The organism is Nostoc sp., assembly GCF_036919575.1.
Lineage (GTDB): Bacteria > Cyanobacteriota > Cyanobacteriia > Cyanobacteriales > Nostocaceae > Nostoc.
This window is the reverse complement of the sequence record NZ_JBALBY010000089.1, coordinates 1-23,792: the sequence shown is the minus strand read 5'-3', so window position 1 is coordinate 23,792 and position 23,792 is coordinate 1. Positions and strand designations below refer to the sequence as shown.

Below are 23,792 nucleotides of genomic sequence, written 5' to 3'. Positions count from 1 at the left end.
TGTAGCCTTAGCAGGATATGAAAAATAAAACTGTAACAAAAACTACAAAATAGTTGTTTTATCTAAAAAAAAGGATAAGCTAAGTATAGACAATATCCGGTTCGTAAAGATACCGTGATTAGGAGAAAATTTTATGATTTCAAAATCCCTATTGGTGCGAGAACCTGCTTCTCCGGCACATATATGCCCATTTGACCAAGCGTGTAGCTACTTAGAAGCGGCAGCTAAAGAATTAAATTTAAATCAGGGTTTGCTGGAAATTCTCAGCCACCCGCGTAAAGTTGTCACGGTTTCCATTCCGGTGAAACTAGATGATGGGGAAATACAAGTTCTCGCTGGACATCGCGTGCAGCACTCCGATGTTTTAGGCCCCTATAAAGGTGGAATTCGTTACCATCCAGCTGTGACACTGCGCGAAGTATCCGCTTTAGCAATGCTGATGACCTGGAAATGTGCCTTGTTAGGAATTCCTTACGGTGGTGGTAAGGGCGGCATTGCTATAGATCCAAAACACTATAGTGTTGGTGAATTAGAGCGAATCAGCCGCCGTTATATCAGCGAGTTGATTAAAGATATTGGGCCTTCTGTAGATATTCCTGCACCGGATATGGGAACTTCTGCCCGTGAGATGGCTTGGATGATGGACACTTACTCTGTGAATGTCGGTCATGCTGTACCAGGAGTTGTAACTGGAAAGCCCCTTTCTATTGGTGGTTCTCTAGGACGAGAAATGGCTACTGGACGTGGTGTGATGATTATTGTGCGTGAGGCGTTAGCAGAGCAAGGTAAATCCTTGGTAGGAGTGCGAGTAGCGATTCAGGGTTTCGGTAACGTTGGCTGTGCCGCAGCAGAATTACTATATGAAGCAGGTGCGAAAATTATCGCTGTTTCAACTGGTGCTGGGGGAATATTTTCCGACCTTGGTCTTGATATTCCCAAGTTGAAAGTCTACGCTGCTGAAAATCGCAAGAATATTATGGGTTTCCCGGAATCTGTGCCAATTAGTAATGCAGATTTATTAACTTTACCCTGCGATGTCTTAATACCAGCAGCTTTAGAAAACCAGATTACTAAAGAAAATGTGAATCAGGTGCAGGCGCAAATTGTTGCAGAAGCAGCTAACGGGCCGGTTACTCTTGATGCTAACTTAGCGTTAGAGGCGCGGGGTGTGATAGTGCTACCAGACATTTTGGCCAATGCTGGCGGTGTAGTGGTGAGTTATTTGGAGTGGGTGCAGGGTCTTTCTTACGTATTTTGGGATGAGGAGCGCGTTAACAGAGAAATGGAACATTTGATGGTACATGCCTACCATCGGGTGATTCACCAGTCGAAAGTACGACAAATTTCTTTAAGGTTAGCAGCTTACACACTGGGCGTAGGTAGGGTGGCTCAGGCACTGACTGACAGAGGTCTTTATCCTTAAGATTTAGGAATATGCAACGGTTTTTAATTAAATAGACCAGATGCGTAGGGGTGCAATATTATATTGTGCCCCTACAATAACTTAGCGATCGCTGCAACATCAAAACTCATACCATTTCCAAAAATCTTTCTTTACAACAGATGAATTTTATCCCACATTCCGCACTTCAGTTATTTTGAAACGAACCGCAAAGGACGCAAAGAGCGCGAAGGTAAGAGGTTGTTTGAAAAGTGTTTCGCTGTGACTTTAGGCACTTTTAGATCCCCCCTAACCCCCCTTAAAAAGGGGGGAACCAGAATCAAAGTCCCCCTTTTTAAGGGGGATTTAGGGGGATCTAAAACTATTTGATACCGACAATAGGACTTTTAAAACATCCTCTAAGAAAAGAGATATATTGTATTATTTTAGTTAATAGGTAAATCACGGAGAAAGTAAAAGCGATCGCCTTTATATTCCTGTAAAATAAAGTTAAGGCAGCATTAACAAATTGGGTTAATTAGTATGAGTGAATCAACTGCAAAACAACCTGCACGTCGAGGCAGAATCTTTCCAGAACACACTTTACCACCAGAAGAACTTGCTAGACGCAAAGCTGAAGATGAGGCATTTTATCGGCGTTGTCGGGCAATTTTTGAGCGTGTGCGTCCTAATTTTATTCAGGAACACTATGGCTGGTATATTGCTGTGGAGCCAAATAGTGGTGATTATTTGATTGATGTGGATAAAATGCAAGCTCATAAAAAAGCCCTAGAAAAATACCCAAATACTGACCACTGTGTTTTTTGTCTGAATGAAACGGGAACTACTGGCACAATATGATTCAGGGTAAATTCGGGGAAAAGGGGCAACTATTTTTTGAAATTGAGTTAATAACTTATAATAGATTAAATTTGCCTGTGGATACAATGTTAGATACTGGTTTCACAGGCTTTATGGCTATTAATAAACAAGATTTAGAGAGTTTAGACTGGGAGTATGAAATTAATGTTTATGTGGGTAATGAAATTACGGAAGTTTTGTTAGGTTCGGAATGGCTAAAAATTTTGCCGTTGGTGGCAAATTATCAGGTTGGTATATTAACTTTGGGATAACTGCGATACCTACGACTGGCTACGCGTTCGCATTTCAGTTAATCGGTAAATCGCCCAGAAAGTAAAAGCGATCGCCTTTATATTCCTGTAAAATAAAGTTAAGGCAGCATTAACAAATTGGGTTAATTAGTATGACTGAATCAACTGCAAAACAACCTGCACGTCGAGGCAGAATATTTCCAGAACACACTTTACCACCAGAAGAACTTGCTAGACGCAAAGCTGAACAGGAGATATTTTATCGGCGTTGTCGTGTAATTTTTGAGCGTGTGCGTCCAGAATATATCGAAAAAAACTATGGCTGGTATATTGCCATTGAACCAGATAGCGGAAATTTTTTCATTGATGAAGATATAGAAGTGGCTCATAGAAAAGCGCTTCAGAAATACCCAAATGCTAAACACTGCGTTTTTTGCCTGAATGAAAGTGGAGCCACTGGCACAATATGATTCAAGGTATTTTTGGCAGTAAAGGAGAGCTTTTTTTTGAAATTGATTTGATTACATTTGATGGATTAAATCTGCCTGTGGATGCTATGTTAGATACTGGGTTCACAGGCTTTATAGCAATTAATAAACAAGATTTAAATAGTCTTGACTGGGCTTATAGGGGGGATGAACTTCTGCGAACTGCACAGGGAGAAATCATATTTGATAGGTATTTAGGTAAGATTTTATTGGATGGACAGGAGTATGAGATTCCTGTTTATGCAGGGGATGAAATTACAGAAGTTTTGTTAGGTTCACAATGGCTAAAAATTCTGCCGTTGGTGGCAAATTATCAGGTTGGTATATTAACTTTGGGATAACTGCGATGCCTACGACTGGCTACGCGATCGTATTTCAGTTAATAGGTAGATCGCGGAGAAAGTAAAAGCGATCGCTATTCCAATTACTGTCTTTTATTCGTCCTAAATACCCTGTTAATGGTGAGGAAAGTTCTATCAGAATTTCGTACATTTCGGCTGTTTTTAGTGGCTGTGGTGGATGTGAGCCGAAATAAGCACCATGTAGAGCATCAACACCAGCAGATTCTGCGCCTGAGTTTTGGAGATAATTTTTGACAAGCTGGATAATGTGCGATCGCAACTTTATAGATTGTTCAACTTTCTCGATATAAATATTAACTTTATCTTCAGCTAAACCAAAAGGAGCTTGTTGCAAATACTCTTTTAGTTCTAACAAATTGATAGAATTTTTGTAGTGTGCTTGCAGTTCAACTAATTTTTGCAGTGTTTCAGGGCTAATAACATTCATTTGATTTTCGGTTGCTGTTCTCAGGGCGTAAAAATTTAGTTCTCCAGCCGCTACAATTAATTTAATTGAATTCTCATACTGAACTTTACCAAGATGGTTCATACCTATTTTTAGTAACTGTGCAGGTGTACCATCAGTAACTTTCTCAGTTTTAGTTGCTTTGCACTCTCCTACTATTGGATAAGGTTGTTCAGCGTAAAAATCCATGCCTCCTGCGCCACCAGTTGCATCTGGATTCAAACCTGAACCTGTAAAGCCTAATTTTAGTAATCCTCTACGAACTAATTTTTCAAATGTCTGTCCGTCGCTAGAGTTCCCAACTTCAGCAATTTTCTGAATCCAAGGTAAGTCTAAATCTAATAGATTTGTTGTTTGATTGCTACTCCAACCCAAAAATGCTTTGATATCGTCGTCTAATTGTTTAGCTGCTGGTTGGCTAATGGCTAGGGATGCGATCGCACTCTGCAATTCTTCCAATTCAGGATGCAGCGCGGGTTCTAGCTTTTCTAATTGGCGTTTGCGTTGGGCGAAGGTGCGATCGGTTAATACTGGCTTTTCTTCAGAAACATTGAGAGATTGTGGTAATGAAATAAACAGACTATTCGATTTGATCGCAACTTCAATTGATTTAGGCAACTGATATACTCGCAGATATGCCAGAAAAATATTATGTCTTTGCGTTAGTATTTCCTGTAAACCTTTTTTTGTCCAAATAGTTAGGTGTGATAAAGCAACCAAAGATTCAGCATTGTTTATAATTTGGCACAGTTCGCAGTTAGCCCAGGCTTTAACTAAGACTGTTTCATAAGCTAAAAGGGGTAGTTTTAACTGTTCCTCATCTGAAAGTAAGCTCATTTGCTGAGGCTGTATTAAAACACCCTGACTATTTAGTTGTGCGAATGTACTTTGGGCAATAGGTAAGAAATTTGAGCGATAGTACTGTTCAACTGGTAGTAAATTAATTGACGCATCTGCTGGACAAAGGGCAAATTCTCGCCCTGGAGTAATAAATTTATTAGGCATTACTGCAATTATTCTCCCTTGCAATAACGCCTCAATTTCTGGTGCTGGTAAACGTAAAGCTGTATTAATCATTATTCCTGGAATAAATCATCTGAACCAACATTTACTACATCTGCAACCTCTGTTAAGGTGATATTACCACTTTCATTTTCTTCATCAATTGCATCTTCAGGAACTTGTCCTGATGGATCGCTGAGAATTTCACGGATAAGATAATTATCAATTGCTATCCGCTTTTTACGAATAAAATCAATAATTTGGTCTTCGCTTAACTCATCATTCTCACGACCTTTCATGACAAAATGTAATGCTAAAAGTGGTTTGATATCTTCAGGTTTTAATAATACCCATTCACCACCTAATTCAGTTGATAAAAGCTCACTTAAATACTTTTGTGCTTTAGCGGCTCCTTTATTAATTTGCTTAGAGCGAACTAAGCACCCACGGGTTAAATCGAATTTTTTGTAATCGATTAACCGTCTCAATGTAGCTTGGACGAATAAGCCCCCAGACTCTTGTAGAACAGCTACGGCAATTTTGACATCTTTACCGTTTTCCTTACCAACAATTTTAAAATCCAGATAGCCTCTATCAGCAGCTCTTACTTGAACATCAACAACTTTTTCAATTTGTACATTCTCTATAGTTTCACCAACGACTGCACTAAATCCTAATCGGAGTGCTTGAGCAAGAGTTGCTTTATCTTCCATATAATCTTGTATGGTAGTTTCTAAAGCTGATATTTGTTGATTATAACCAGGTTCTACAGCGTGTATATCTATGTTATCACCAGGATCACCAGGAACTTTAAAATTATCAGCACACCATTTCAAAACTTTTCTGACGATTGGTTTTTCCTTACCCAACTCTCGCAGTTTTGCTTCATCAAATGGATAAACTGGATGAGGAGGTATTAATCCATTTTCTTGATAAAATTCTTCAAGCCATCGAGAAACTAAAGCAACAACATCATCAGAATTCAGATGCTTTAAATCAATAAGCTGTTCACCCATTCTATCTACAACTGCTTCAGCATATGGCATTTTTTTTACCTGATGTGTCCAGGTTTCAGGATATATAGATGTTAGCAAAATACCCTGTTTAATCTTGTCATATAAGTCTTTTACCAGGAGCGCAGTAACTTGTGATCCGGTGAATCCCGCATCATTACAGCCTAAAATTTCCATTTCATCGAAACAAACTACTATTGGCTTATAATCACCAATTAAGTTGAGAATTTGCCGTGCTGTAGTGAAAGATTCAGCCTCTTTATCATCTGCACTCACATTGGCTAAACCCATTGCATCCGCTTTGACCTGTGGTAGGCTTTTACCTGCAAGCCATCTAATAGCAAAGACTTCATAAGCTGGATCAGGAGATAGTGTCCATAAAATGGCTGTGATAATATCAGGATTTTCTAGATCACGCTTGATACCAAGCACCTTATCTCGTAAAACCTCAACCACCTTGGGATTTTTGACTAATGCCCCAGGAAATTGATTTATTAGCTGTTGAGGTGTATAGTTTTTGTTGAAAGCTTCATTAATTAAAACTGTTGCTAGATACTGCCATTGACTAACACCTTGACTACCTATTTGTTTAAGGCTATTGGCTAGAGTATTTAAGAATTCTACTGTAATACGGTTTAGGTCATTGCACTGACTCATGTACACAAATAAAGCGCTACCATCAACTTGCAACTGATGGCGAATTCGGCTGATAACATGACTTTTCCCTAAACCTCTTTCTGCTGTAATTGTAATACCAACTACTTTCCTTTGTCCGCTACGAACTTTTTCAATTGCGTCATAAACAGCATCAGAAGCATGAGAATTTAAAGATGGTACATCAGGAAAACCTTGTCCCCAAACGTTCTGATCTCTAACTACTAAGCGTCCCTGAAATGGGTTGTTTTTGCTAATAACATTAATTAAATCGTTAGACATAGATTTGAACTAGTTGTGTATGAGGGCTAGGAGAGAATTATCAAAAATTACAAAAATTGGTGGATTAGTTTAAAAGTTTGGCATAGCAACGCAGTCCACTGACTTCAGTAGTTACCGAATCTTCTAGTTTGCCTGGGTCGTTGTCTGGTAAACTTCCACCTTGAAGTTGTAAAATATCTTTCTCCTGCATTTCCAGCAACCACTGACTGAACTCTGTACGACTAACACGATCGCCTATTTCTCTCCTGATCCGATAAATTGGCACCAGATCATCTAGGTTGTAGTTCTGGTTCAGCTTGTTGTAGACTTCCAACGCCACCGACTTAAACTCGTCGTAAGAAGCGATTCCTTCTCTTGGAGACGCTACGCGAACGGGAAACTCCGCGATCGCACTTTTCCCATTAACTAGTACATCAGCACCAGCCACCGCCACATCAATCTGACTAATCCACCTCACCAACGCATTCGCCGCCCAAGTTCCGACAATCGTCCCTTCAAACTTAAAATCGCCACTTCTCAAACCCTCACCCAATACCTCTAAACCCGTGGGAGATGTCAAAGAATATCCCTTTTTGGAGATTGCGATCGCACCCTGGCTCTGTAATTCCTCGAATATGCCCTGATAATCTGCTACCTTCTGGCTTTTGGATACAATTCGCTTAGTGAATTGACCCTTCTTAACTTCCTGCTGCGTTCCTCCCAAATCCCACAAAGCCAAAAGGAGACGAGTTCTAGTTTGGGCTGTATTTTGTGATGTCATATTGAGTGTATTTTCTGACAAAAATTATTGTAGCGACTGTATCTTTTTAATTTATTTACCCCAAAAAAATAACCGAGGAATTGCTGAATATTTCGGCGTTTCAGCAAAATTGATTCATCAAAAATTCACAAAATATTTCCTGCGGATGAATACAGTTCTCTCAAAGGCGGGATGGAATACTTGCGAAAATCGCTGATGATCATAGTCAAACGCTGTAGCTGTGCAGTTATAAATTGAGTTGGTATATGTTTTTTCAATTCCAGGTGAAAAAACAGGAATTCCAACTTTGTTTTTGCAACAGCAAGGCTTTTAGCAAATACAGGTGATGAAGAAATCCCATGAACACAACAATATATAAAGAACGTAAAATAGTTTCGCGTCTATTTGCAGTGCTGCTTTCAGCCTTGCTAATGGTACCCTTGCTAAGTAGCTGCGGAGGCGGTGCCCGAAACGCTTCAACACCACCACCTGTTGATGATAGTGTTGGTAGAACAGTGAGCGATCGCAACGCGACAAACCAACCCGAAGCTAAGAAGGGATTGGGTACGGGGCAAAAAGTGGCACTTTTGGCGGGAGCTGCGGCACTTTATTACGTCTACAACCAGCATAAGAATGCTTCAAAAGAAGGAGCAGAAGGCAAGTACTATCTTTCCAAGAACGGGCGTGTATACTACCGTGATGCTGAAAAACGCGCTCACTGGGTAACACCACCATCGCAAGGAATTCGAGTACCGGAATCTGAAGCACGGCAATATAGTCAGTTCCAAGGCTATAACGGGAGTACTACAGGTCGCGATCTCACTGGCATAACTTCATCCGCAGCTCCAGCACTCTAGATTCAGTGAAGCGTGTGTAAATCTAAAGCGGGTTTCCTGGAGGATAACGCCGATCGCGCACGTCGGAAACACGAACTTAAATCAGGAGACAGATTATGGTAGATGATTTTTTCCGAAAGGCGAAAGATTTGCTTTTGGGGTCGAACAGCGATGAAGCTGAAGAAGATGCCAAATTGCGCGATCGCAATGTACGTCCAGCCAGCGAAGACCCCTACGGTGATCCCGCAGATCCGGCATCTTATGGCAACGTCACCCCAGCCAGTCAAGACCCCTACGGCGACCCCGCAGATGTCGCCTCTTACGGCAACGTTCGCCCAGCTAGCGAAGACCCTTACGGCGATCCCGCAGACCAAGGCGAGTTCGGTAACGTCCGCCCAGCCAGCGAAGACCCCTACGGCGACCCCGCAGATCAGGATTCCCGCCGCTAACGCCAAACCAATAAACTAGTATTGTGATGTTGGTTTTCATCGGGCGATGTGTGGATTAGCAATAAAGGCAGTAGAATTTAAAACTACTGCCTTTTGTTTTTGTTAGGACTTACGCATAAGAGATCCCCCAACCCCCTTAAAAAGGCGGTTTTTTAGATCCCCCCTTTTTAAGGGGGTTAGGGGGGAGTGCGCTTCGCGCACGCTACGCGAACGAGGTTTCAGGTTTTGAGTGCGTCAGTCCTGTTTGTTACTAATTTTGGTTTTAAACCCACGGAGGTGGGTTTTGTCTGTGTAGCCGCGACTTCTAGTCGCCAGGGCTATTTAAGTCCTAATATGGTTTTGCACATCTTCCATACAGAATTGGTATGGGCAAAGATTTCAGTCCACTTTAAGTGGACTTGAGCTATTAGCCCCGTACTTTAGTACAGGGCGGGATGTGGGTAAGTCCAAAGACTTCATTTTGACGACATTTTATTATTTAAATTCTTCAAGTTGATCCACACGTAACCAAATATTAGGTGTTGGCACTTTCCCAAACTTAATCAGGGCGTAATCACCTTTGACATCGACAATTTCGCCCTTAGTTTCAAACAAATAAGAAGGAAAGCGAGTATCACTGGCTTTTGCCTCCAGACTGTTTTCTAGTTTCTCGCGGACAGCGCGAACCATATCTCCTTTTTTGACTGCCATCAGTTCCTCTCTCAAATTTGCAACTTCTCTTATCTGCATTTTAAGAGAGTTCCGACTTAGAAGTAAAAACTCCCAACTTTTGTACAGACGCGATTAATCGCGTCTCTCCCCATTCCCCTAATCGCGTCTCTCCTAACTCCCCACTCCCCGTAGCGTTTGACACTGGGGGCAAAAGTGACTAGATCGCCCAGCTAACCTAATCCGTTGAATTTTTGTACCACAAACTCGACAAGGTTCTCCAGTGCGGTTATAAACCCAGGCAACACCACCATAATTGCCGTTAGTACCTTGAACATTTAGAAAATTACTAAAAGTCGTACCACCAGCCTCAATGCTGGTTTCTAACACTTGAATTATGGCTGTTCGCAAACGCTCAATTTGCTTTAGCTGTAAATCTATACACAAGGTTTCAGGTAAAATTCCACTCTTAAACAACGCTTCATCAGCATAAATATTACCTAATCCCGCAACCACAGATTGATCCAGTAGCGCAGTTTTAATCGGACGGCGACGGTTTTGGAGTTTGAGAGCTAGATATTCGACAGTAAATTCTGGTGAAAATGGGTCTGCTGCGAGTTTTGCCAAACCAGTCATAATACTTTCTACAGCAACACCAGGCGGAACCCACCATATTTTACCAAAGGTACGCTGATCCACAAAGCGTAATTCCTGCTGATCCCCAAAAAATAATCTGACCCGCGTGTGTTTATGCAATGGTTCATCTCGATGCAGCCATAGTAGTTGACCAGTCATTCGCAGATGAACCCCTAGCCAACCAGTTGATGAGGAGGATGAGGGAGAAGGGGGGGAGAGTGTAGCGAGGAGATATTTACCGCGACGATGCCAAGTAGCGATCGCATTCTTTTTAATTCCATCAACAAATTCATCGACAGAAAACGGGTAGGCGATGGTGCGATCGAGCAACACATCTCCACCCGTAATTTCTTGGTTGAGGGTCAATTGATTTAGACCCCTTCGGACTGTTTCAACTTCAGGCAGTTCAGGCATTCAAACAGATTAAGCAAGCAATTTTGATGTACTTTGGGGGTCAATAAAAAAGAGATAAGGTAGTATGTTAGACACACGTAGGTGGCTTGCCGTACTACCAAAAAGAATCCGTAAATACCCGCAGGACGGCTTCTCGTAGATTAGAGTAGGCTAGGGCGAAGAATGAATCAACTGAAAGTTTCAGACTTCATACTTCAGACTTCCCTTCATCATCGCATCAAACAACCCCCTTGTAGCTTTGCTGCTTATTTTTTAGCTGGTTTAGCCTTTGGTGCTTCAACCTCTACTAATTCATCCTGGGCAAAGTTGTTGGTATTGATACCAGAGTAATTTACCTTGTCAAAGCGGACAATTACTGGGTATTTGATGCCGCTTTGGTCAATGGAAGCCACAGTTCCAAGATCCTGAAACCAGTAGGATTCAGGGCGGAGAATACGTACTTTAGAACCACGTTGAACCATGATTATTTTCCCTTTATAGTTATCAATCGCCAATCTAGAGGGCTAATTGATTTCACTCTACAACCTGAAGGTCGCACCAAGAGTCTTTGTTAAGTTATTTGTCTGAATTTGGTATTTGTCATTTGTCATTTGTCATTTGTCATTGGGCATTGGGCATTGGGCATGGGGCATGGGGCATTGGGCATTAAATATTAGTTATTTTTTCTCCCTCATCTCCCCCATCTCCCCCATCTCCCCACTCCCCACTCCCCACTCCCCACTCCCAAATTTAAAAATTACACCCTACTTGACAAGGCACGCATTATAGCGTACCTTCGTTCGCAAACGGCCTTTTTGTACAAGCTTATGTTTTAGTTAACACAAACACACTTCCCTCGTTACCTCTGCCGATCCGCAGATCGTTATCTATATAAGTGATATCTAACCAGCCTTGCTGTTTATCACTGTTTATGGCAACATCAATTGCCGGAAATTTTCTACCAGCTTCAATTTGTTGGATAAAAGTTACCGGAGAATTGTATTCTATTAAACGTTGTAAGCCGATAATAGACCGCTCAAATTTCACTTGGACACGCCGACCTGAAACAGGCTCAAATTTAGCAGCAATGCTGAATAATCCTTCCAGATAAGGTAAGCCATAAATCTCAGCTATGTTGTAAACACTGGTAGTTTCTACCCGGATACACTGATAGATTTGACCCAGTTTGCACAAAGGTAGACGATCTAAGTTTAAAAGAGCCTTGCTAGTGGTGTATAGTAATCGCCAATTGCCATCTAGCAAATTACTAGCTTCCACCGGACGGGGTGTAGGATTAAAGTCTTCTAAATTGGCGATCGCTGCTAAGATAGCCTGTTTCTGTACTTGGGTCGCCAATAGACCGCGATTTGTATCAGCGATCGCATCTATAAGAGCCGCTTTTCCCATCATCGCCTGTCACCTCAAAAATCATTCACTTTCCATCAGCATAAACAAGATATTCATCGCCTATGTGTAGAGCCATAAAAATTACTAATAATCGGTTGACATCAGCCATACGTCTATTAAATAAAAAAATTTCTATCTGAATGCGGATTTATCAACTAAAGGGTTGAAAAGATAACTAAATAAATCCATGTCAAGTGATAGACTCTAAATGTCAACTTACGTAAACCTTTTCTTGTCCTGACTCGATATGTTGAACTCTCCATTACGTGAAGTACCCCGTAACCAACGAGCCGATGTCATCCCCCTAAAGCTAGAGTCCTCTTTGTTGGATTGGTTGCAAACCAACGGTCGGATCATCGCGCGTGACATTCACGAACCGGATTTTCAAAATGACGCAGAAGGAATAGACTCCTTAATAGGTGTAGAAGATGGAATTGGCTACGACCTTGATGATGATGATGACGATATAGGAATCGCTGAGGATTAGCCTTTTCAGGCTAGGGACTTGGTTGTATCCCTAGTTCCTGGTATTCAGTTTTATTAAGTGTGGAGTGAAGGGAAACTTCTGTGGACGCTAAATTATCTCCTGAGCAAGGATTAAATATTTCTGGAATCGCTCTAGCCTCTTTATTAGCCGTAGGGCTAGGTACAACAGCATTTTATTTGGATTCGATCGCCAATCGGCTACCCTGGCAAAGTATGTCCTTAACCCTGCCACTATTATTGTGTGCTATGGGTTCAGGTGTTGTGGGCTATTGGGTAATACCCCTACTTCAAGCACTCAAAACTGGACAAATAATTCGTGAAGATGGACCCCAAGCCCATTTGAAAAAGGCCGGCACCCCAACAATGGGAGGTATATTTTTTGTACCTGTAGGTGTGATAATTGCCTGCATATTGTCTAACTTTGCTACAGATGTGCTTGCAGTTTCGGCATTGACAATCAGCTACGGATTGATTGGCTGGCTCGACGATTGGCAAATTCTGCGCCGGAAATCAAATAAAGGTATATCTCCCCAAACAAAACTGGCTTTGCAAGTGGGTTTTGCGGCTGTGTTTTGTGTATGGCTGATGTTTAATCAACCTTCTAATATTACAAATATTGCTTTGCCTTGGGTGAGCTTCACACTACCATTAGGATTCCTATTTTGGCCTCTAGCAGGTTTTGTGCTAGTTGCAGAAAGTAATGCTACTAATTTAACAGATGGTATTGATGGCTTGGCAGCAGGAACAGTCGCGATCGCACTTTTGGCATTAGGCGCTTTAATCGCACCTACAGCACCAGGGTTGATGGTTTTCTGTGCTGCTTTAAGTGGTGGCTGCTTAGGTTTCTTAGCCCATAACCGTAATCCAGCCCGCGTTTTCATGGGAGATACCGGTTCTTTAGCACTGGGAGGAGCTTTGGCTGCTGTAGCCCTATTGACAAACACCTTAGTAGCTCTGTTCATTCTCAGTGGTATCTTCTTCGTAGAAACCCTTTCGGTGATGGCACAGGTAAGTTATTACAAAGCCACGAAAGGCCCTGATGGCAAAGGCAAACGTCTTTTCAAAATGGCACCCTTACACCATCATTTAGAACTAACTGGCTGGTCAGAATTGCAGGTAGTTGGAGTATTTTATGCGATCGCTGCTATATTGGCTACTATCTGCTTGGCGTAGGCGCAGCCCAACCCAGGCATCGCTCCATTCTGAATCGTTTGAAAAACTGCTCGAATACAAAATGACAACTCCCACATCTTCAGGGAGTTGTTTTTTTAACTAAGTTTAGGGGTAAAAGTAGCATAGCATCAATTGCCAGAACGTTTTGGGTCGGGGTCTAAATAAGAGTCACAAAACTTACTTGCGACTTGCGACTTGTTTTAATTAGCAATTATGAATTAACGCTCTACCACTTCCAATACGGTTCGCTTTCAAGTTTCTACAGGTATTGAACCTCGTAAGTTGGCAATGGTATTTTTTAAAATAAGTATTATTTATAACTAGATTGTACGGGAAATCTAATTAGCGTAGGCGTAGCTCGCACTTCGACCCAACTCTTAGAGACGCTACGCGTAGCAAGATCCCGTTCGCCCCTGGCGTCCCGTAGGGAAGGGTACGACAGAGCTACGGGTAGGCAAAAGCTCTGTTACCACCGCAGGCATCGCCCTTGGAAAAACTTTGTGATTTACTGATCTTGTCACTATTACATATCTGCTCCTATGATATAAGTCCATACAAAAGTTACTGGATATGTAGTAAGCACTTAAGTGTGGAATATAGCACTATAAATGTCCCAAAGGCGATTCCACGATAACTTATGAAGATGAAATTACAGATTTAGTATAAATTTCGATAAACCACAGAGTTATCTAGGTCTGAGGAGTATTAAGTGGATAAAAAGCAAAAAAGGTACAACAGCAAGAAGATTTATCAACTGACTGTCGTTAAGTATATTTTCTATATCTTAGGGGCAAGTCTGGGAACTTCCTTCACAGCATTAATGGCTATTTCAGTCAATCCCGCAGTTGCTGAAGATAATATTGTTTTTCAAGAACAACAGACTCCATCCTTAGCGGAGAAAATTATTTTTGAAAAACAACAGATTGTATCTTTAACTAAATCAGCCAAGACTCAAACCCAAAAAGCGATTGTTTCTTCAAAAGTAAACTCTTCAAATCTCAGTCCTGCACAGATGCTGATGATATCACCAAACCAAGGTGATCATCAAATTCTATTACAAGCTCAAACTCCCTCTGCTGACCCCCAGACTCAATTAAATGATCGTGAATTACGTCAAAGGCTAAAAATTAAGCCTTTGTTACCTTTGTTAGGAAGCATAGGTGGTAAACAAAGCTATATTCCTAGCCTCAGCTTTGGCATTCCCAGTGCTTTCGGAGCTAACTGGGGAGACTTTTTCGTGCAAGCATCAGGAGCAACTCGCAAAGATCGCAATGGCAATGGTGGTTTGGATGGAAGTATAAGTGCGGGTTTTGGTTTGGGAGATAGCCAGAAGTTAATCGGTTTAGAAGTCGCCTTCAACGAAGGTAGTATCAAAAACTTTGGTGAGAATGGAACCTTCGATCTTAAAGCTCACCGTGTTGTCTCTGCTAGTGCTACCAATCAAATTGCGGCAGCTGTTGGCTGGAATACCTTTGCCCAGTATGGGAATGAAGGAGTGGCTGATTCTAGTGTCTATGGTGAAGTTACAAGTGTCTCCCTGTTGCAACCTAACAATGCTCAAAATCAGATGCCATTGGCACTTAGCGTAGGAGTGGGAGGCGGCAACTTCCGTTCAGGAAATGACGAAGTTGGGATATTTGGAGGCGTAGGTTTGCAAGTTCATCCTCAAGTAGGTATCGGTGCATCTTGGAGTGGAGTAGCTTTAAACGCTGGGGTTTCTTTCGTTCCTGTCCAAACTATTCCTCTGACGATTCAGCTTGAAGGTTTAGACCTGACGGATCGGACTGATGGTGGTACTGCCGTACTTTTGAGTATCAGCTATGGTTTCAATTTTTTGCCCAAGTAAATCCCTTTATTTTCAGAGAATCACTATGATCAAAATTAAGTCTCTAATCCTTGCTCTGAGTCTGAGTCCTCTGCTTTTGAGTGCTTGGCAATTGCCAAACCAAGCTGGACTCAGCCCGATTCCGTCCAGTATGGGACCTGCTGGCTCAACCAGTGGTAATAACTCCGGTGCCGCAAGTGGGACCATTTTTTCAGTGCCTATCACTCTTCAAAATGGTGGCACAACAACATTTGGCAACATTACAGTGACTAATAGTGGTGGAATATTTAAAATTACTGTGCCGCCAGGTATTCAAAAAATTCTGAATACATCTGCACAAAGGGCTGTTATCACTTTACAATCTGGCGGTTTCACACAACAACAAATTGCAGCTTTGGTTGGGGCGGTGGCTCCTCTAATTGTGAATAGAACTGAAGCGCCAGTTCCTGGTCGGGTTTTTGTAATTGTGAATATTATTCAACCGCTAGTTCCTGGTGGGGGATCGTTGTTAACAGGTAGTGGTAAAAGTGAAAGTTTTGCCACTCTAGCGGCTGCCATTAAATATGTAAGGACTGCAATTACGACACCACCTGTCAAAGGCTCTATTTCTGTTCAAATTGGTGGTAACAGAACAGTTATACCTCCTATTCAAGCCCCAACCCTTAATAGTTCACCAATAGAAACTGTAAAAAAGGTTGTTACAGTCAATAAACCTAATGGGGAAATACTTAATTTTGAAATAGTTGGTCCACGGGATAAAGTTAAGAATGCAGCCATTGTTCTAGCATTTGTGTTGGCAGCCGGAGTTGATCCTAGTGCTGCGAATACTGCGATCAGGCTGGGGTTAACAGGGGCTGATCCTCTATCTATAACCGATTTAATCTTGAGCCTCAACGGTCTAGTAACAAACCAGAACGCTGTCGATCTGACTAAACTCAATCAGGCAATTAATGCCTACAATACCATTGTAGACAAAGCTGATATAAATTCTTTAAGAGCTTTAAATAATAGTACTGAATTTACCAATATTGGAGGGTTATTGCGAAATATCAGAGCGCCTCTGGGTTAAAGGCTGCAAATCTTTTGTTGAACTACAAGTAATACCTTAGCCAAAAAAAGAGTATGAAGAGATAGGGCTGATGTAGTAGAGTTATTGTCTTCCACTCCCTTTATGGAGTTTAATCATCAATCAAACGGTGTTATAGCCTGTGTTTTTTATATAGATTTAGGACTTACGCACTGTACAAATCCATCGTGATGTGCGTTAACAAAAATAGGTTGTTTCAGGCTTTTCTTAATTATCCTTTGATCGTAAATAGACGATGCTGTAGGGGTAATTCATGAATTACCCCTACGAAAGATGTGGTTTTTCATCTAATACATATTTGATATTTATTGTCAATGCGTAAGTCCTAAGATTGAGTTTTAAGGTTTTAGAACTTCTCTATAAAACCCTGATTATAAAGCGAGCGGTAGAACCTGAATTAATTATAAGTATTTACAAACTCCATAACCCGATTCTTCCCTGTTCGCTTTGCCTCAAGCATCGCTTGATCTGCCCGATTCAGAAAATCCTTAACTGTAATCCCTGGTTCTGATACAGCTATTCCAAAAGAAGCGGTGATGCTTTCAAGGATCTGATCGCCATCCTTCAATTGCATTTGTTGAACATCTACCCTTAGTTGTTCTACTCGCTTCCTAAGAGTTTCCAGCGTTATATTAGGCATCACAATTACAAATTCTTCACCACCCCATCTGCAAGCAATGTCAAAGGAGCGAATAGATTTTAACAGCAGTTTTGCTAATCCCTGAAGAACAATGTTGGCAGTCAAATGCCCATAGCGCGAGTTGTAAGATTTGAAGTTATCGATATCAAGGAAAATAACACTCAGAGGTTCTCCCGAGCGTTCAGCTTCCGCTAGTCTCTGTTCCGTTATAGTTTGCAGATAGTTTTGATTGAATAGTTGGGTCATCGAATCACGCAAGTTATCATGGATTAGATGTTGTTTTATCGATATATTATTCAGTGCAAAAGCTAAGGTTCTAGCAATAATCTCAGTAATTTGTTGATCTTCTGGACTGATTTCTGCAAGCGCATAGATGTGTAAAACCCCAACTAATTCGCCTTGTCCAAATAATGGAACACACAAATGTGCGCCGCTAACAGGCTGTATTAAGTGGCTGCACACGAGTCCTGAGTTACGAGGCGATAAAAGGTTGATTTTCCCTCTCCGCAATGCCCAACACTCAGATTGTAAAAATATTTCTTTACTGCTTCTTTCACCTCCCCAAAGACTATTCATCTGCACATAATTCTTGGAATTAGCAATTATATAGATAGAACCACTCATATTAGGAAACAGCTTGGAACAGGTTAAAGCAACCACTTGATACACCTCATCTTCAGACTCGCAGGAATAAAGCATATCCGCCATATCTGAGAGATATATAAGTTCCTGTTTTTTTGCCTCTAATTTCAGTGTTTTTTCTTCTAGCTGCCGATTTAGGTCAGCGAGCGATCGCTGTGCTTCTATAGATTCTGTAATATCGATACTAATCCCACCAATGCGGCGATCGCCCGTTGCATAATCGCTAAAGGGAAACTTAAACGATAGCCAGTAGCACGGCTGATCGTCACCAGGCATCTTTGCCTCTTCAATCAGCTTCAAGGGGCGTAGAGTTTTCAAAACGACTTGATCGTTTTCCATTATCCGCCGCCCCTCTTCTGGATCTGGCAAGAATTCACTATCCGTTTTCCCCAACCATTCTTGTCTATCTACCGAAAATCTAGACTGTAGCTCCTGGTTGTAGTACACCATTCTAGATTGCTCATCTTTGATATAAGCCCCAAACGGGCCTTGATCTAGGAACAGCTGTTGCATCTGCTGGCTGCGTTGAAGTTCGCGGTTATCTTCTTGATATTTAGCGATCGCCTCTACAATTTGATAAGCGGTTGGCATCAGGTAGAGTAAGGCAAACAAGGAAATCAAGGCCATTAAGTCGAGTACGCCTAAGTGCAACAGCGACACTGCCAGATGTGGCTCAAAAATCGCCAGAAAATGATGAAATCCGCAAAATAGTACGAATCCACCTGATAAGAAAAAGGCTGGCCAAAACTTAGAAGGGATAGTTGCCTTAGTTTTGGCAAAGAAAACCCCTATTACTGTAGGGATGCCAAAGTATGAAAATGCAGTGATGCCGTGAGCAATCATGCAATTCCACTGAATAAGCTCCATTGCTTACCTGATATGAATATTTCATCCGTTTCACTATAATTCTGGATCGGCTCAAGATGTAAGCATAGAAGGGATGAGTTCAGAGCGTGATCTGTTAATTTTACAAAAGTTCTTATAGTAACTTTCTGAACCTCTGCTCATTTCACCACCTGACAAACCTGACTTACCAAGTGAGTAAGTTCCGGCAAAATCAGTTTTTCCATCGCCAGTCGCACAGCATTACTGGAACCAGGAAGCGAGAAGATTAATTTATTTTGATAAACACCAGCAACGGCGCGAGAAGCGATCGCACGCGAACCAATTTCTTGATAACTTAAAAAACGAAATAACTCACCAAATCCCGGTAAGGTTTTCTCCAGTAACTTCTCAATAGCATCGTAGGTGGTATCTCTTGGTGCAATACCTGTACCACCATTGAAAATTACAGCATCCAAATTTGAGATTTTACCCAGATTTTCTATCTCCCTTTGAATTTGTGTTGGTTCATCTTTAATAATCGTATAAGCTCCTACAGCATGGTTAGCACTAAGGAGTAACTGCTGAATTAGCTGGCCACTTTTGTCTGTTTCAAAAGTGCGTGTATCGCTGACAGTAACCACAGCGCAAGTTACCGTAATTCTAGGCGAGTCTGGGTGAGGTTGTTGTGTCATCGATTAAGCTTTCAACTTTTGATAACGAGTAATTTGGCATGGAAAATAGCACATTGGACATGAAAATAATTACTTATGCCCAATGCCCAATGCCCAATGCCCAATGCCCTATTTTTCAGCTTTGCTCAGTCCCAGATCGTTTTCTTCAGCATACCGCTCCATGAAGCGCATAAACCGATCCCATTCTTGAGCAGATTTCATCACGTAAAGTGCTTCTAATTCTTCCGGTTTCCCGTTGATAAATTTAGCCTTAACTTCACGGGTAATTATCTCCCCTTCTTCGTCAATCAAATACATCCCAGTAATATCTTCGGTGCTGCCTTGATCTAAAATCTTCGGATTCGTAAAAATAAACGTCGCTGTACCACTGTCGCCAGTGCGCGATCGCGTCAAGCGCACATCTGGAATTACTTCTTCGTCAAGACCTTTAGAAAACTGGATTTTCGCCATGATCAATGAATTTAAACTTTTGTGATGGTTAATTTAATATTCTCTCACCAATTAGAACACCACGGTCTAGAGGCTACTGTTATTGATCTTTTTAGTATATATACTTAAACTGCTTCTTTTTTAAGTAACAAAGTTACGGGGCGATCGTTTTCAATTGTAACTTGCATCATTGCACCAAATTGACCTGTTTCCACCTGCAAACCGCTAGCTCTTAACTTGGTAACAAAACGATTATACAAATCTTCTGCTGATTGGGGAGCGGCTGAACGATCGCTACCACCTGATAAAATGTCTTAATGTTCGATAACGTTTGTAAGTTCCTTGCTGAAACTTTCTCCAGTGACTTTGCCACTTGGCTGCTAGGAGAATCTATCACCCTCACAGAATTAAGCCCTTCTGAGCTTTCTCTGGAACCAATCCGCGCCGATGCGCTGATATTGCTCCAATCCGATGAAGTCGTGCTGCATTTGGAATTTCAAACCCAACCCAAAGCTGATATTCCCTTTCGGATGATTGATTATCGGTTGCGAGGGTATCGCCGCTTCAAGAACAAGCGAATGCGTCAGGTAGTGATTTATCTACAACAGACAAATTCAGAACTTGTGCAGCAAACTACATTCACTTTAGAAGAAACCTCTCATCGGTTCGAGGTAATTCGTCTTTGGGAGCAACCAACAAGTGTATTTTTGGAGCATCCAGGATTATTACCATTTGCGGTGTTAAGTCAGACAAATGACCGCACTGCTACGTTACAACAAGTTGCTCAGGAAATTTCAGAAATTACTGATCAACGTATCCAGAACAATATTGCAGCCTCAGCGTTCATTCTGGCTGGGCTAGTATTAGAGAAAGAGATAATTCAACAATTGCTGCGGAGGGAACTTATGCAGGAGTCAGTAACTTATCAAGCTATCCTTGCTGAAGGTTTAGCCGAAGGTCGTGCTGAAGGTCGTGCCCAAGAAGTGCGGCGTGTAGCGATGAATTTGCTCAAAGAAGGAATTTCGGTGGCAATAGTGGCGAAAGTGACGGGGTTATCCGTGGAGCAGGTACAGCAATTAGTAAGTGAAGAAGCTGGTAATGCAGGGGAGTGAGAAAGCGATGTCTACGATGGTAACAGAGCCCTTCGACAAGCTCAGGGTAACACTTGCCGAAGTGCGGGCTATTCGGCGTCGCTATTCTCTCATTTTTCTTGCTCAAAATCGATGGCGGAGCCATTGAGAATGCATTCCCAGGTGGAACCTGGGAACAAACATTAAACGTACAGACGTGATTAATCGCGTCTTTTATTTCCCAAAGCCTTTACCGCGAGAGGTTGAAGGTAGACAAATGCACTTTTCGAGTTGAGCAATTAAAGCCTCACGATCCAAATTTTGACCAATCAGCACTAGTTGGTTTTTCAATTTACCTTGCCATTCATCATCATCCAAAGTGAAGCGTTTACCGCAAAGGTGGAAAATATGACGCTTCGGACTTTCATCAAACCACATAATCCCCTTTGCCCGGAAGATATTTGTGGGTAGCTGGTTATCTAAGAAATATTGAAACTTCTTAATAGAAAAAGGCTTGTCACTTTGGAAAGATATGGAAGTAAAACCATCATTTTCTAAATGGTCAGAATGATGGTGATCGTGATGGTCATGGTCATGATCGTGATGATCGTGACCGCATGTTGAGTGATCGTGGTCATCATGATCGTGATGATCGTGTTCATCCACCACTGTGTCAAAATATTTATCAGACTCAAACAGACCAACACTGAGAATTAAAGGAAGTGGCACTTGCGATCGCGTAGCGCGAATAATTCTTGCTCCTTCCTTAACTTCGTTAATTTTTCTTTCTAACTCCTTCAAAGTGGGTTCATCAACTAAATCAGCCTTATTCAGCACAATTACATCACCATAAGCAATCTGGCTGTATGCTGCCTCAGAGTTAAATAAATCTAGGCTGTAATTCGCCGCGTCTACCACGGTAATAATCGAATCCAGACGAGTTAAATCCCGCAATTCTGTGCCCAGAAATGTTAAAGCTACTGGTAGCGGATCTGCCAATCCAGTTGTTTCCACTACTAGATAATCTAGATTTTCTTGGCGTTCTAAAACTTTGTAAACTGCATCTACCAAATCATTATTAATAGTGCAGCAGATACAACCATTATTTAGCTCCACCATGTTCTCACCAGTGGAAACAATTAGCTCGTTGTCGATGCCAATTTCGCCAAATTCATTCACGAGAACGGCGGTTTTCAACCCCTGTTGGTTGTTGAGGATATGATTAAGTAAAGTCGTCTTGCCACTACCGAGGAAACCTGTAATAATTGTTACTGGCATTCCTTGTTTGGGCGTATCCATTGCGGAAGATTCGGGTGTAACTGCTGATTGCATAGCGCTGTTATCAATTAGTCAAAAAATAGTAATGTAGCGCAGATAGTCCAGAAAAAACTAGCATAGGGATGCTGGACTGTCATCCCAGCTGCCTTACCCTATTATTACGTATCTCCTTATTTCAGCATTACTCTGTTATGACCCTAACCCTTTACAATACCCTCACCCGTCGTCAAGAACCGTTTGAAACAGTCGAACCAGGCAAGGTTAAGATGTATTACTGCGGCGTGACGGTGTACGACTACTGCCATTTGGGTCATGCTAGAGCTTGCATCGTTTGGGACGTAGTGCGCCGATACCTCCAGTTTATCGGCTATGAAGTGCGATATATCCAAAATTTTACCGATATTGATGATAAGATTCTGAATCGAGCCTGTGTTGAACATTCATCAATGGAAGCTGTAGCCGATCGCTTTATCAAAGCATATTTTGAGGATATGGCGCGGCTGGGGATCAAAGAAGCCGATGAGTATCCCCGTGCTACTCACACGATGAATGGCATTCAACGGTTAATTCATGAGTTGGAAAATAAGGGTTTTGCCTACCCTGCTGACGGCGATGTGTATTATGCAGTACGACAGTTTGCTGAGTATGGCAAGCTTTCGGGACGCAAGTTAGAAGATATGCAAGCAGGGAAAAGCGAGCGCGTCAACGTCGAAGATCCAGAATATCAGAAAAAGAAAGACCCCTTTGATTTTGCCTTGTGGAAGGCAGCAAAACCGGGAGAACCGGCTTGGGAATCACCTTGGGGCGCAGGTCGTCCGGGGTGGCATATAGAATGCTCGGCAATGGTGCGCGATCGCTTGGGTGATACCATAGATATTCATGCTGGTGGTGCTGACTTAATTTTTCCCCACCATGAAAACGAAATTGCCCAATCCGAGGCCGTGACAGGAAAACCCCTAGCGCGTTACTGGTTACATAACGGCATGGTGAAGGTAGATGGTGAAAAAATGTCGAAATCTTTGGGCAACTTTACCACTATTCGAGACTTACTGGATCGAGGAGTTGACCCGATGGCAGTGCGGTTGTTCGTGCTGACCGCTCAATATCGCACACCCATAGATTTTACCGATGAAGCGATCGCCGCAGCAACCAACGGTTGGCACACGATTAAAGAAGGGTTATTGTTTGGCTACCAATATGGTCAGCAACTGGGATGGGGAGTGGGGAGTGGGGAGTGGGGAGTGGGAACTGCCTCACTACTTCCTGAAACTGTTGAATATTTCCAAGAATCTGTGAATAATGACTTTAATTTTCCTGGTGGATTAACAGTATTGTTTGAATTAGCCAAAGAACTGCGTCGTGAGGGAAATATTCTTGTGCATGAAGGGAAAACCGAAACATCACCAGAGGAGTTACAGCGTCAATGGCAAACTCTCGTCACATTAGCTGGAGTTTTAGGTTTAGAAGCCCAGATAGAAACGGAAACTCAGACGAGTAATGGTTTAAGCGATGCGGAAATTGAGGCGAAAATTCAGCAAAGGCAAGAAGCACGTATTGCGAAAAATTTTGCTGAAAGCGATCGCATTCGTGACCAACTCCAAGCAGAAGGTATTACGCTAATTGATAGCCGTGATGGTACTCGCTGGCACCGGAATTAGGGAGAGGGGGGAGTAGGGAGTAGGGAGTGGGGAGTAGGGGAAAATTCCCCATTCCCCATTCCCCATTCCCCATTCCCCATTCCCCATTCCCCATTCCCCATTCCCCATTCCCCATTCCCCATTCCCCATTCCCCATTCCC

25 protein-coding genes and 1 pseudogene are annotated in these 23,792 nt (G+C 42.0%); 14 read left to right on the top strand and 12 right to left on the bottom strand.

What is annotated here, in order from left to right:
- Positions 1–133 precede the first annotated feature (133 nt).
- The 5 genes from V7K27_RS22870 (at position 134) to V7K27_RS22850 (ending at position 3,322) form a co-directional block, all read left to right on the top strand.
- Entirely contained in the window at positions 134–1,423 is a 1,290-nt protein-coding gene (locus V7K27_RS22870) for a Glu/Leu/Phe/Val family dehydrogenase (RefSeq protein WP_334950365.1), read from the top strand.
- Positions 1,424–1,924: 501 nt separating this feature from the next.
- Entirely contained in the window at positions 1,925–2,242 is a 318-nt protein-coding gene (locus V7K27_RS22865) for a hypothetical protein (protein ID WP_334950364.1), read from the top strand.
- Positions 2,239–2,514, top strand: a complete 276-nt coding sequence (locus tag V7K27_RS22860) for an aspartyl protease (protein ID WP_334950363.1) — start codon at positions 2,239–2,241, stop codon at positions 2,512–2,514. The genes V7K27_RS22865 and V7K27_RS22860 overlap by 4 nt, the downstream gene beginning before the upstream one ends.
- 131 nt (positions 2,515–2,645) lie before the next feature.
- Positions 2,646–2,963 (top strand): hypothetical protein, encoded by a 318-nt coding sequence (locus V7K27_RS22855; protein WP_334950362.1) that lies wholly within the window; start codon positions 2,646–2,648, stop codon positions 2,961–2,963.
- Positions 2,960–3,322 carry an aspartyl protease gene (locus V7K27_RS22850; RefSeq protein WP_334950361.1) on the top strand — a complete coding sequence of 121 codons (363 nt, stop codon included), beginning with the start codon at positions 2,960–2,962 and terminating at the stop codon, positions 3,320–3,322. Before V7K27_RS22855 ends, V7K27_RS22850 begins: the two co-directional genes overlap by 4 nt.
- Before the next feature lie 34 nt (positions 3,323–3,356).
- On the opposite strand, the gene V7K27_RS22845 is transcribed toward V7K27_RS22850, so the two are convergent.
- From V7K27_RS22845 to V7K27_RS22835, 3 genes are all read right to left on the bottom strand, one after another.
- The gene (locus V7K27_RS22845; protein WP_334950360.1) at positions 3,357–4,865 is read right to left on the bottom strand and encodes a DUF1802 family protein; all 1,509 of its coding nucleotides are present in this window, start codon (positions 4,863–4,865) and stop codon (positions 3,357–3,359) included.
- Positions 4,865–6,739 (bottom strand): hypothetical protein, encoded by a 1,875-nt coding sequence (locus V7K27_RS22840; RefSeq protein WP_334950359.1) that lies wholly within the window; start codon positions 6,737–6,739, stop codon positions 4,865–4,867. Before V7K27_RS22840 ends, V7K27_RS22845 begins: the two co-directional genes overlap by 1 nt.
- A 64-nt stretch (positions 6,740–6,803) precedes the next feature.
- Positions 6,804–7,499 (bottom strand): hypothetical protein, encoded by a 696-nt coding sequence (locus V7K27_RS22835; RefSeq protein WP_334950358.1) that lies wholly within the window; start codon positions 7,497–7,499, stop codon positions 6,804–6,806.
- Positions 7,500–7,837: 338 nt separating this feature from the next.
- On the opposite strand from V7K27_RS22835, the gene V7K27_RS22830 reads away from it, so the two are divergent.
- Both V7K27_RS22830 and V7K27_RS22825 read left to right on the top strand, forming a co-directional pair.
- Positions 7,838–8,335, top strand: coding sequence for a hypothetical protein (locus V7K27_RS22830; protein ID WP_334950357.1), 498 nt, complete (start codon positions 7,838–7,840; stop codon positions 8,333–8,335).
- Positions 8,336–8,430: 95 nt separating this feature from the next.
- Entirely contained in the window at positions 8,431–8,763 is a 333-nt protein-coding gene (locus tag V7K27_RS22825) for a translation initiation factor (protein WP_334950356.1), read from the top strand.
- Between the two features lie 474 nt (positions 8,764–9,237).
- Here the strand turns inward: V7K27_RS22825 and V7K27_RS22820 are convergent, their stop codons facing one another.
- The 3 genes from V7K27_RS22820 to V7K27_RS22810 form a co-directional block, all read right to left on the bottom strand.
- Positions 9,238–9,453, bottom strand: coding sequence for an NAD(P)H-quinone oxidoreductase subunit O (locus V7K27_RS22820; RefSeq protein WP_229550829.1), 216 nt, complete (start codon positions 9,451–9,453; stop codon positions 9,238–9,240).
- Between the two features lie 132 nt (positions 9,454–9,585).
- Entirely contained in the window at positions 9,586–10,461 is an 876-nt protein-coding gene (locus V7K27_RS22815) for a DNA-formamidopyrimidine glycosylase (protein ID WP_334950355.1), read from the bottom strand.
- Between the two features lie 245 nt (positions 10,462–10,706).
- Positions 10,707–10,922 carry a photosystem I reaction center subunit IV gene (locus tag V7K27_RS22810; protein ID WP_334950354.1) on the bottom strand — a complete coding sequence of 72 codons (216 nt, stop codon included), beginning with the start codon at positions 10,920–10,922 and terminating at the stop codon, positions 10,707–10,709.
- Between the two features lie 115 nt (positions 10,923–11,037).
- Between V7K27_RS22810 and V7K27_RS22805 the strand changes: the two genes are divergently transcribed.
- Entirely contained in the window at positions 11,038–11,229 is a 192-nt protein-coding gene (locus V7K27_RS22805; RefSeq protein WP_334950353.1) for a hypothetical protein, read from the top strand.
- A gap of 36 nt (positions 11,230–11,265) precedes the next feature.
- Here V7K27_RS22805 and V7K27_RS22800 read toward each other — a convergent pair whose 3' ends face one another.
- Positions 11,266–11,850 (bottom strand): PAP/fibrillin family protein, encoded by a 585-nt coding sequence (locus tag V7K27_RS22800; protein ID WP_334950352.1) that lies wholly within the window; start codon positions 11,848–11,850, stop codon positions 11,266–11,268.
- A 244-nt stretch (positions 11,851–12,094) separates the two neighbouring features.
- On the opposite strand from V7K27_RS22800, the gene V7K27_RS22795 reads away from it, so the two are divergent.
- From V7K27_RS22795 to V7K27_RS22780, 4 genes are all read left to right on the top strand, one after another.
- Positions 12,095–12,334, top strand: a complete 240-nt coding sequence (locus V7K27_RS22795; protein ID WP_334950351.1) for a DUF3134 domain-containing protein — start codon at positions 12,095–12,097, stop codon at positions 12,332–12,334.
- Positions 12,335–12,414: 80 nt separating this feature from the next.
- Positions 12,415–13,506, top strand: coding sequence for a phospho-N-acetylmuramoyl-pentapeptide-transferase (gene mraY, locus V7K27_RS22790; protein ID WP_334950350.1), 1,092 nt, complete (start codon positions 12,415–12,417; stop codon positions 13,504–13,506).
- Between the two features lie 709 nt (positions 13,507–14,215).
- A complete protein-coding gene (locus tag V7K27_RS22785) occupies positions 14,216–15,352 on the top strand; it encodes a hypothetical protein (protein WP_334950349.1) in 1,137 nt (378 codons plus the stop codon).
- A gap of 25 nt (positions 15,353–15,377) precedes the next feature.
- Positions 15,378–16,400, top strand: coding sequence for a hypothetical protein (locus tag V7K27_RS22780; protein ID WP_334950348.1), 1,023 nt, complete (start codon positions 15,378–15,380; stop codon positions 16,398–16,400).
- A 415-nt stretch (positions 16,401–16,815) separates the two neighbouring features.
- Here V7K27_RS22780 and V7K27_RS22775 read toward each other — a convergent pair whose 3' ends face one another.
- From V7K27_RS22775 to V7K27_RS22760, 4 genes and pseudogenes are all read right to left on the bottom strand, one after another.
- Positions 16,816–18,567 carry a diguanylate cyclase domain-containing protein gene (locus V7K27_RS22775; protein WP_334950347.1) on the bottom strand — a complete coding sequence of 584 codons (1,752 nt, stop codon included), beginning with the start codon at positions 18,565–18,567 and terminating at the stop codon, positions 16,816–16,818.
- A 137-nt stretch (positions 18,568–18,704) separates the two neighbouring features.
- On the bottom strand, positions 18,705–19,217 hold the full coding sequence (locus tag V7K27_RS22770) for a MogA/MoaB family molybdenum cofactor biosynthesis protein (RefSeq protein WP_334950346.1): 513 nt from the start codon (positions 19,215–19,217) through the stop codon (positions 18,705–18,707).
- Positions 19,218–19,325: 108 nt separating this feature from the next.
- Positions 19,326–19,667, bottom strand: coding sequence for a photosystem II reaction center protein Psb28 (gene psb28 / locus V7K27_RS22765; protein WP_334950345.1), 342 nt, complete (start codon positions 19,665–19,667; stop codon positions 19,326–19,328).
- 104 nt (positions 19,668–19,771) lie between these two features.
- Positions 19,772–19,939: pseudogene (locus tag V7K27_RS22760) on the bottom strand (D-aminoacyl-tRNA deacylase); the annotation flags it as partial.
- A gap of 24 nt (positions 19,940–19,963) precedes the next feature.
- Here V7K27_RS22760 and V7K27_RS22755 point away from each other — a divergent pair.
- Positions 19,964–20,758 carry an Rpn family recombination-promoting nuclease/putative transposase gene (locus V7K27_RS22755; protein ID WP_334950344.1) on the top strand — a complete coding sequence of 265 codons (795 nt, stop codon included), beginning with the start codon at positions 19,964–19,966 and terminating at the stop codon, positions 20,756–20,758.
- A 192-nt stretch (positions 20,759–20,950) separates the two neighbouring features.
- On the opposite strand, the gene V7K27_RS22750 is transcribed toward V7K27_RS22755, so the two are convergent.
- On the bottom strand, positions 20,951–22,048 hold the full coding sequence (locus V7K27_RS22750; protein ID WP_334950343.1) for a CobW family GTP-binding protein: 1,098 nt from the start codon (positions 22,046–22,048) through the stop codon (positions 20,951–20,953).
- 137 nt (positions 22,049–22,185) lie between these two features.
- On the opposite strand from V7K27_RS22750, the gene cysS reads away from it, so the two are divergent.
- A complete protein-coding gene (cysS, locus tag V7K27_RS22745) occupies positions 22,186–23,652 on the top strand; it encodes a cysteine--tRNA ligase (RefSeq protein ID WP_334950342.1) in 1,467 nt (488 codons plus the stop codon).
- Positions 23,653–23,792 lie beyond the last annotated feature (140 nt).

Bases quoted from the DNA above. Each gene is read 5' to 3' on its own strand.
- V7K27_RS22870 (WP_334950365.1), top strand. From the start codon at position 134: ATGATTTCAAAATCCCTATTGGTGCGAGAACCTGCTTCTCCGGCACAT.
- V7K27_RS22865 (WP_334950364.1), top strand. From the start codon at position 1,925: ATGAGTGAATCAACTGCAAAACAACCTGCACGTCGAGGCAGAATCTTT.
- V7K27_RS22860 (WP_334950363.1), top strand. From the start codon at position 2,239: ATGATTCAGGGTAAATTCGGGGAAAAGGGGCAACTATTTTTTGAAATT.
- V7K27_RS22855 (WP_334950362.1), top strand. From the start codon at position 2,646: ATGACTGAATCAACTGCAAAACAACCTGCACGTCGAGGCAGAATATTT.
- V7K27_RS22850 (WP_334950361.1), top strand. From the start codon at position 2,960: ATGATTCAAGGTATTTTTGGCAGTAAAGGAGAGCTTTTTTTTGAAATT.
- V7K27_RS22845 (WP_334950360.1), bottom strand. From the start codon at position 4,865: ATGATTAATACAGCTTTACGTTTACCAGCACCAGAAATTGAGGCGTTA.
- V7K27_RS22840 (WP_334950359.1), bottom strand. From the start codon at position 6,739: ATGTCTAACGATTTAATTAATGTTATTAGCAAAAACAACCCATTTCAG.
- V7K27_RS22835 (WP_334950358.1), bottom strand. From the start codon at position 7,499: ATGACATCACAAAATACAGCCCAAACTAGAACTCGTCTCCTTTTGGCT.
- V7K27_RS22830 (WP_334950357.1), top strand. From the start codon at position 7,838: ATGAACACAACAATATATAAAGAACGTAAAATAGTTTCGCGTCTATTT.
- V7K27_RS22825 (WP_334950356.1), top strand. From the start codon at position 8,431: ATGGTAGATGATTTTTTCCGAAAGGCGAAAGATTTGCTTTTGGGGTCG.
- V7K27_RS22820 (WP_229550829.1), bottom strand. From the start codon at position 9,453: ATGGCAGTCAAAAAAGGAGATATGGTTCGCGCTGTCCGCGAGAAACTA.
- V7K27_RS22815 (WP_334950355.1), bottom strand. From the start codon at position 10,461: ATGCCTGAACTGCCTGAAGTTGAAACAGTCCGAAGGGGTCTAAATCAA.
- V7K27_RS22810 (WP_334950354.1), bottom strand. From the start codon at position 10,922: ATGGTTCAACGTGGTTCTAAAGTACGTATTCTCCGCCCTGAATCCTAC.
- V7K27_RS22800 (WP_334950352.1), bottom strand. From the start codon at position 11,850: ATGATGGGAAAAGCGGCTCTTATAGATGCGATCGCTGATACAAATCGC.
- V7K27_RS22795 (WP_334950351.1), top strand. From the start codon at position 12,095: ATGTTGAACTCTCCATTACGTGAAGTACCCCGTAACCAACGAGCCGAT.
- V7K27_RS22780 (WP_334950348.1), top strand. From the start codon at position 15,378: ATGATCAAAATTAAGTCTCTAATCCTTGCTCTGAGTCTGAGTCCTCTG.
- V7K27_RS22775 (WP_334950347.1), bottom strand. From the start codon at position 18,567: ATGGAGCTTATTCAGTGGAATTGCATGATTGCTCACGGCATCACTGCA.
- V7K27_RS22770 (WP_334950346.1), bottom strand. From the start codon at position 19,217: ATGACACAACAACCTCACCCAGACTCGCCTAGAATTACGGTAACTTGC.
- psb28 (WP_334950345.1), bottom strand. From the start codon at position 19,667: ATGGCGAAAATCCAGTTTTCTAAAGGTCTTGACGAAGAAGTAATTCCA.
- V7K27_RS22755 (WP_334950344.1), top strand. From the start codon at position 19,964: ATGTTCGATAACGTTTGTAAGTTCCTTGCTGAAACTTTCTCCAGTGAC.
- V7K27_RS22750 (WP_334950343.1), bottom strand. From the start codon at position 22,048: ATGCAATCAGCAGTTACACCCGAATCTTCCGCAATGGATACGCCCAAA.
- cysS (WP_334950342.1), top strand. From the start codon at position 22,186: ATGACCCTAACCCTTTACAATACCCTCACCCGTCGTCAAGAACCGTTT.